At 47.4% G+C, this 7,673-nt stretch carries 7 protein-coding genes; all 7 read right to left on the minus strand.

All coding sequences use genetic code 11. From position 1 onward, the window contains the following. Nucleotides 1–28: 28 nt before the first annotated feature. The 7 genes from serS to K8S15_09850 are packed head-to-tail and all read right to left on the minus strand — an operon-like array spanning nt 29 to nt 7,584. Entirely contained in the window at nt 29–1,288 is a 1,260-nt protein-coding gene (gene serS, locus K8S15_09820) for a serine--tRNA ligase (GenBank protein MCD4776331.1), read from the minus strand. Nucleotides 1,289–1,319: 31 nt separating this feature from the next. Next, a complete protein-coding gene (locus tag K8S15_09825; protein MCD4776332.1) occupies nt 1,320–1,673 on the minus strand; it encodes a diacylglycerol kinase family protein in 354 nt (117 codons plus the stop codon). Further along, a complete protein-coding gene (locus K8S15_09830; protein ID MCD4776333.1) occupies nt 1,666–2,403 on the minus strand; it encodes a phosphatase PAP2 family protein in 738 nt (245 codons plus the stop codon). The genes K8S15_09825 and K8S15_09830 overlap by 8 nt, the downstream gene beginning before the upstream one ends. Continuing rightward, nucleotides 2,387–3,544, minus strand: a complete 1,158-nt coding sequence (locus K8S15_09835) for a DegT/DnrJ/EryC1/StrS family aminotransferase (GenBank protein ID MCD4776334.1) — start codon at nt 3,542–3,544, stop codon at nt 2,387–2,389. The genes K8S15_09830 and K8S15_09835 overlap by 17 nt, the downstream gene beginning before the upstream one ends. Before the next feature lie 34 nt (nt 3,545–3,578). Then, entirely contained in the window at nt 3,579–5,003 is a 1,425-nt protein-coding gene (locus tag K8S15_09840) for a sugar transferase (GenBank protein ID MCD4776335.1), read from the minus strand. Then, complete coding sequence (locus K8S15_09845; GenBank protein MCD4776336.1) at nt 4,973–6,106, minus strand: glycosyltransferase; 1,134 nt, start codon at nt 6,104–6,106, stop codon at nt 4,973–4,975. The genes K8S15_09840 and K8S15_09845 overlap by 31 nt, the downstream gene beginning before the upstream one ends. Then, a complete protein-coding gene (locus K8S15_09850; GenBank protein MCD4776337.1) occupies nt 6,103–7,584 on the minus strand; it encodes a radical SAM protein in 1,482 nt (493 codons plus the stop codon). Before K8S15_09850 ends, K8S15_09845 begins: the two co-directional genes overlap by 4 nt. Nucleotides 7,585–7,673: the final 89 nt, after the last annotated feature.

Here is a 7,673-nt window from a genome sequence, read left to right on the forward strand (position 1 = left end):
TGATGAAATTATTCTGTCCATCCCAGTTCTAACCCAGAATTTTTATTCCAGTTCTTTCAGCAAGGATTTCAGGTAATACAATTTTACCGGATTCGGTCTGACCGTTCTCTATAAGGGCGGCCATTATTCTTGGGAGAGCAAGTCCCGAGCCGTTGAGGGTATGGACATACCGGGGTTTTCCCCCTCCGGATGGCTTGTATCTTATCATGCCTCTTCTAGATTGAAAATCCCGAAAATTAGAAATCGAGGATACTTCAAGCCATTTTTCCTGCCCGGCGGACCATACTTCAAGGTCGTAACATTTAGCGGCGGCAAAACTCAGATCGCCAGTTGAAAGAAGGGACACTCTGTAAGAAAGACCCAGCAGTTCAAGCATATTTCCCACATGATCTGTCATTTCCGTAAGCGCAGCCTCGGAATTCTCCGGCTTGACCATACGGACCATTTCAACCTTTTCGAACTGGTGAACCCTGTTCAGCCCCCTGGTGTCTTTGCCGTAACTTCCCGCCTCCCGCCTGAAACATGGAGAGTAACCAAAAATCTTTATAGGAAGGTCTTTCTCCAGGAGTACGGAATCACGGAAGATATTCGTAAGGGGAACCTCCCCCGTGGGTATAAGAAAGAGATCATCCTTCTCAATACGGTACATGTCATGTTCGAGTTTTGGGATCTGTCCTGTGGAAGTCATACTCTCGCGGTTTGCTATGAAAGGGAGCCATATCTCTTCCATTCCGGCCTGGGAGTTGAAATCCATCATCCAGTTGATGAGAGTTCTCTGTAGCCAGGCAGCCCAGCCCCGGAGAAGAATGAAATTCGATCCTGCTATAGATCCTGACGCTTTCTGGTCCAGAAATCCTCCCAGGATCTCCCAGTGGGGAAGAGGGGGGTGATCGAAGGAAGGTTTTTCTCCTGCGGTCTTTACGATTTGATTGGAGGTTTCATCCCGGCCGATAGGAACATCAATGTCCGGAATGTTTGGAAAACGAAGTTCCACCATTGCCATCTGGGAATCTACAGCATCCAGTTGTTTTCCAATTGAACCGATTCTTTTTCCGATATCCTTACTTTCAAGGATACTGACATCAGCCTCTTTTCCCTCCTTTTTCAGTGTAGAGACTTCCCTGGAAAGTTCATTTCTTCGTCTTCTTAAATCTTCAGTTTCCGTAAGGAGCTGACGTCTTCTTTCATCAAGCTCCAGCCATTCATCTATCGGGCAGGGTTCACCCTTGTTCTCGGCCGCTTCGCGAACTTTGTCAGGCATATTTCTAAGAAATCCTCTGTCCAGCATCTTAAATCTCCTTGTTCAGCTTTCGGTTCTATCAGAAATGGGGGATGAATACGAGTAGTCCTATCACAAGAGCACCCGCTGCCGCAAGCAGTACGGAAGCCGCTGCCAGATCCTTTGCCTTCTGAACGGAATCGTGCCACTCGGGTGCCGTATGATCGGCGAGGAATTCAAGAGCGCTATTCATGGCTTCAGCGGATAGAACCATTGCGACAGCTAGGGCAACGAGAGCCCACTCCCCCGAATTCAGCTCTACAAGAAAACCGACCACTACAACAAAAACAAGAGCAATCAGATGTATTCTCGCGTTCATCTGGGAGGTAAGAAGGGTTCCTATGCCTCTGAAAGCGTACTTGAAACTTCTGAGTCTGTTCTTCATACTAGAAATATACTCCAAATCCTCCGGTACTGCTCCATCTTATTCCCAGCGCAGGCTGAATCCGCTGGCTTGAACCTGCTTCATCTTCATGCGCCCCTGCGACCGCAAGCCCCACGGAGATTCCTATAGCTGCCCCGGCAATTATATCGGAGGGATAATGCTTTTCGAGGGTTACCCTTGAAAGGGCAGTAAATGCAGCAATAGCTGCTGCCGGAATACCGGCACCGGCACCGTACCTGTCCCAGAGTATAACCGCAGCGCAGGCTGTACTGGAAGAATGTCCGGAAGGAAAACTTCTGGAATTGCTTCCATCGGGTCTTGTTCTGCCCGACGCAAGCTTCATAGCGCCGGTTATACCGTAGGTCAGAAGGAGACTTTCGGTGAGCATCTGCCCGGTCTCTTCGGCATCGTGGGAAGCCGAGAGAGTTCCAACTGCCCATGTAATTGAGGATGCTCCGAGAAGTGGCAGGCCAAATGCTTTATCGCATACCTCTGAGCAGTTCCTCAGGCATCCATCTCCCATGAAGCCACCGTAGCCTCTGTGGTCTTCAAAGATGAAAGCTCCTGCAGTAGCGGCTCCACCGAGGCCAATTACCAGCAAAGGCTCTCTTGAGAACATATGATGGACATCCTCTCCCATGAAATGAAAGAAGTCATCTCCAATTACTTCTGAGAACATGAAAAATACGATTACCAGGTAAACAAAAATCCCGCTGGACAGCCTATTCCTTTTCGGCATAAAAGGTTTTGATTGTTTCGACAACCTCTACGAGCTCATTTTCCGTAAGTTCGCCAAATATTGGAATGGAAATGACTTCCTTTGAAGCAGCTTCGGAGAGAGGAAAATCTCCTTCTTTGTAACCCAGGCATTCAAAACATTTTTGAAGATGAAGAGGAACCGGGTAATAGATGGAACAGCCGATTCCATGATTTCTGAGATATTTAAGCAGTTCATCCCGCCGCGAAACTTTCAGCGTATACTGGTTGTAAACGGACCATGCTTCTTTCTTGATAACAGGAGTAATCACCTGTTTAATATCCCTGAGAGCGCGGCCATAAAAACGAGCGTTCTTTCGTCTTCCCTTGTGCCAGCCTTCAAGATGAGTCAATTTGACTCTGAGAAATCCTGCCTGGATAGCATCAAGACGGGAGTTGAAACCCACCTCTTCATGGATGTAACCCCTGCCGCCATGCTCCCTCAGACTGACTACTCTATCTGCTATCTCAGGATTGTTCGTGGTGACCATGCCGCCGTCGCCGAGAGCTCCCAGGTTCTTGGAGGGGAAGAAACTGAAGCAGCCGGCATCGCCCCAGGAACCGGCTTTCCTGTTTGACCATTTTGCTCCAATGGCCTGACAGGCATCCTCAACTACGGGAATGCGCCAGTCTTTACAGATAGACATTATTCTGTCCATATCCGCCATCTGACCGAAAAGGTGGACGGGCATTACTGCACCGATACGTGTACCTGTACTTTTGTCAACAACTCCCCTGTTTGTGATAGCGCAGTTATCCGTCAGCCATCCGGACAGGAGGTCAGGATCTATGTTGAAAGAATCGGAAAGAATATCCAGAAACACAGGAATACCGCCTGCCCTTACCACGGCCCCCGCGGAAGCGAAGAAAGTGAAAGGTGTCGTCAGAACAATATCTCCGGGTCTGACATTAACAGCCATGAGGGCAAGGATAAGAGCATCCGTTCCGGAAGCGCAGCCTACAGCCGTTTCACTGCCGCAGTAATCAGCGAATTCCTTCTCGAGCTGCTCCATTTCTGGTCCCTTTATGAACCTAGAGGTTTCAAGAGCTTCGTTGAAAACTGAACGTAGATCTTCAATTATTGGCTGATGCTGCCTGCTTATATCGAGGAGAGGAACTGCCATTTTATTTTTCCTTTCAGGAAACCTGGAGTTGATACTAATGAGCTCCCGCACCGGTAAGAACGACCTTAAGAGTTCTGATGAGAATTTCAAGGTCAAGAAAGATCGACTGATTTTCGATATAAAAGAAATCGTATCTTAGTTTCTTCGATACACTTTCCATGTCCGTATCGTACTCAAGTTTGACCTGAGCCCATCCCGTAAGGCCAGGTTTGATAGTGAGCCTCTTCTGATAAAAAGGATACATCTTCTTGAGTTCATCTATAAATACAGGTCTTTCCGGTCTTGGACCAACAATGGACATCTCTCCCATGAGGACATTAATCATTTGGGGAATTTCATCGATTCGGGATATTCTTAGAAATTTGCCTATGCGCGTTATTCTTGGATCATTCTTACCGGCCCAGACGGGACCACTTTTCTTTTCGGCATCGTTATTCATGCTTCTGAACTTGAATACCCTGAAGGGTTTACCTCCCTTTCCCAGTCTTTCCTGACGGTAGAAGACAGGACCCTTTGATTCAAGCTTGATCAACAGAGAAAGAATCAGCCATAAAGGAAGACCTGCAAGAAGAACAACAGTACTTGTGAAGTAGTCAATACATACCTTCACAACTTTCTGCCAGAAACTTAGACGCTCAGGCAGAATTTCCATGAAAGGCTGTCCCATTATCTGTGTACTGTGAACATGTCCGGCAACAACGTCAAAAAGATCGGGAACAACTTTCACCCTGACACCCTCTCCAGTGGCAGGAAGGAGAAGAGAAAGAATATCGTTATGAAAATTTGAAGCAATTGTGACAAGCAGTTCCTGCAGGGAGAAATTTTTAATGATAACGGAAAGATCCTTCACGGAACCTATAATTCTATCCTCTCGAACGGTCCGCACAGTGCCCTCCTTCTGAGGATCTATGAAACCTGTAATATTGTATCCCAGCGAGGTGTTTTCGGAGAGATAGATTTCGAGATCTGAAGCCGCTTTGCCGATTCCAACTATTGCCGCCCGGCGAACAAGGGAGCCCTTCTTTGCAAGCCTTCTTTCAAAAATGCGCATACATCCTCGTGAAATGAAAACGAAGAGAAGAAGCACGGCGTAATAAAAAACTATTATCCATCTGCCTATGGAAGCTGAGGGCGATACCAGAAAAGCACCGAAGAAGAGTATTATGAACCCGGAAGTAACCGGCTTCACAACACATTTCATCTCATCAGCCCAGCTCATATCCCAGTGCATCCTGTAAGAGCCTGATGCCGCAAAGATCAGCCACCAGAAAGGAACGGACAATAAGGACCCGGAGAATATCAGGCTGTTTGAAACGGAGACAGAATCGGAAAAAAGACTCGAGTCAAACTTTATCCATGCCGCGAAGGTCAGGGATAGAAATACTGCTATTCCGTCGAATGCCAGCCCCAGGAACAGGCTTTTCTGCTTCAGTTCGTTCCGCCTTTCGACTTCTTCCAGGTTTCAACCGGATTTCCGGACAATGTCTTTAATATACCATCTAACGCAGCGATGTTCATAAGCCAGAAGTAATAGGGAAAAAGGAGTTTTGAAGGCATATGGCGCTTCAGCAACCATCCTGCTGCGGCTGCCGCATGAAAAACACACATGAGTAGAAACGGTATCATATAAAAATTCTTATATGAAAGAAATCCCGCAAGAACTGTTGCTGCAGCAAGAAACAAACCTGAGAACCACCTGAGAACTTTATGTACAAGAAGCTGCGTGAATAAAAGAAAGTCTTTTCTTTTCAGGGCTTTTCCCGTAAGCTGAATGCAGCTGATGAACATCCAGCTTACTATCCTTACTAGCCTCCGGTACTGTTCTGAATCATCCGGAGAGGGTTCTGCGGCCACCGCATTCCCGTTGAAAACACATGAATATCCCTGTAGTCTTGTCATTACAGCCAGTTCGAAATCGTCCGATCTCCTGGGAGAAAGCGGTCTGAATAAATTCCCCCTAATCGAGAACACCGCCCCGGTAGCTCCAAGGACGGCTCCAATAGATGAACACAGCTTTTTAACAGTTGTTTCGTACTTCCAGTACATGCTTTCGCATGTATCTTCGATAAGACTGTTCCGGCGGGATCCGTCAACGCAACCCACATGGGGGTTCGAATAGGGAATAACAAGCTCACCGATTGTTTCGGGAGCGAAAACCGTATCAGCATCGGAGAAAACCAGTATTTCTCCCGAAGACAACTCCCGAAGTTTCTGTATCATCAGAGGTTTACCAATTGATTTTTCACTTCGATACAGTATTACTCCTTTGTTTCTGAAAGTACCGGCGATGAAATCGGTTTTGTCATCCGAACCATCAGAACCGATGAGTATTTCGATTGTGCCAGCGTAATTCTGCTCAAGAATATTTCGAATTCTTGACGCAATGACCTTTTCCTCATTCCTTGCCGCAATGAGCACACTGACGGAAGGCCATTCTTCCGGTTCGTTCCACGAAGAGGAGTATTTGCGGAAAAATATCGAGAGCCCCATGAGAAACAGGGGATAGATGAGCCAGGATGAAAGAAACAATCCTGTTACAATCCAGAAAAGAGCAGGAATCATTTACAGCCGTCCTCTGTATGGACAGGATTACTTTTTTTGAAAAGGTGTTTCCTGAAAGTTCCAAAAGCGCGAAAGGTTCTTCTGCCCTCCGTGAGGGGGTGTCTTACCGTCTGAATGATTTTGTAAAGAAGATACTTGGGGCGGAGATAAAAGCGCTTTCTTGCTTCATTACACCATTCCACAAGGGTTTCAGACGAAAGGCCGGGAAGGTCTACAACACAGTTGTGAAGGCCATCTTCAGTTACCCAGCGATCGAAATTACGGGTTCTCAGTTTTCCCTCTCTGCTGTACTGCCGGTAAAGCCTGGTTCCCGGATATGCCATTATCGGGAAGAACTGAGCTGTGTCCGGGGATAGTTTCAGAGACATCTGAAAAGTTTTCTCAAGTGTGCCGACCGTTTCCCCCGGATTGCCAGCCATGAAGCATCCATGAACCAGAAGATCCGCTTTCTTTGCCCTCTCGGCGAATTCCATATTCTGGTCTACTGTGGTTCCCTTTGAAATGGCGTTGAGAACGTCCTGAGAACCTGATTCGTAACCGACTATGATAAGCCTGCAGCCGGCAGCCTTCATTTTCCGCATTGCTTCCAGGGAAAGGTTAGCTCTGACATTGGCGGTCCAGGGGATAGAATTGCCATTTTTAATAAGAACCTCGGCGACTTCCTCGACCCTTTTACTGTCAATTGAAAAAGTATCATCCTCGATAACTATCTCCTGAACCCGAGGAAAATATTCTCGGAAGAGTCCAAACTCCTCCGCAACATGTTCTGCCGAGCGTATACGGTACTTTTCCCTGTGCATAACCTGGGGCCAGACGCAGAAAGAACACTTGTACGGGCATCCGCGGCTTGTAATTGTCATCACGCTCGGGAATCTCGCGGCAGCGAAGAAATAGTTTTCCGGTTTGAGATGCTTTCTGTATACATCGGCAAGGAAAGGCAACGAATCAAGATCCTCTATCATTTCCCTGGTACCTGTGTCAAAGAGTTCTCCCCTGAGGTTAAGGCAAAGCCCGGGGATTCCGGAAAGATCACCTCCACCCTCGAGTTTTTCGGCTACATCAACGATTGAGGAGTCGTACTCTCCAACAGCGATGGCATCGACCTGTGGAGCGAGGCGGAGACACTTGTGGGGAAGGGCGCTTGCATGGGTACCTACGAGCAGAACAAAAGACTCCGGGAGATAGCTTCTGATCATTGAGGCTACCCTGAGATCACTGTAAATGGAGGGGGTTGAAGTATCAATCACCGTAAGTTTTGGATTGAATTCGAGAAGCATCTGAAGCATGTCGTGTTCACTAATTCCTTCGGCGGGGCAATCCAGGAACAGAACTTCATGGCCGGCCTTTTCAAGCGCTCCCGTACCGTGAGCCAGCCAGAATGGCCAGTACAATGTTCCACTTTTGTTGATGGCCGGGGAGCGGGAGGTTCTGGAAAACCTGCCATTCATGAAGGGAGCATTAACAACAGCTGTTTTCAAGATGTAATTACCTCAATTCTGTCCGCGATTAATCCTGCGGTTTTTTCCCACGAATAGTGTTGTGATCTTTCGAGAGCTCTTTCGGAAAG

Origin of the sequence: Candidatus Aegiribacteria sp., assembly GCA_021108005.1 — a bacterium.
Lineage (GTDB): Bacteria > Fermentibacterota > Fermentibacteria > Fermentibacterales > JCC-6 > Aegiribacteria.

Coding starts and splice junctions, on each gene's coding strand:
- serS (MCD4776331.1), bottom strand. CDS start 1,288: ATGCTGGACAGAGGATTTCTTAGAAATATGCCTGACAAAGTTCGCGAA.
- K8S15_09830 (MCD4776333.1), bottom strand. CDS start 2,403: ATGCCGAAAAGGAATAGGCTGTCCAGCGGGATTTTTGTTTACCTGGTA.
- K8S15_09835 (MCD4776334.1), bottom strand. CDS start 3,544: ATGGCAGTTCCTCTCCTCGATATAAGCAGGCAGCATCAGCCAATAATT.
- K8S15_09845 (MCD4776336.1), bottom strand. CDS start 6,106: ATGATTCCTGCTCTTTTCTGGATTGTAACAGGATTGTTTCTTTCATCC.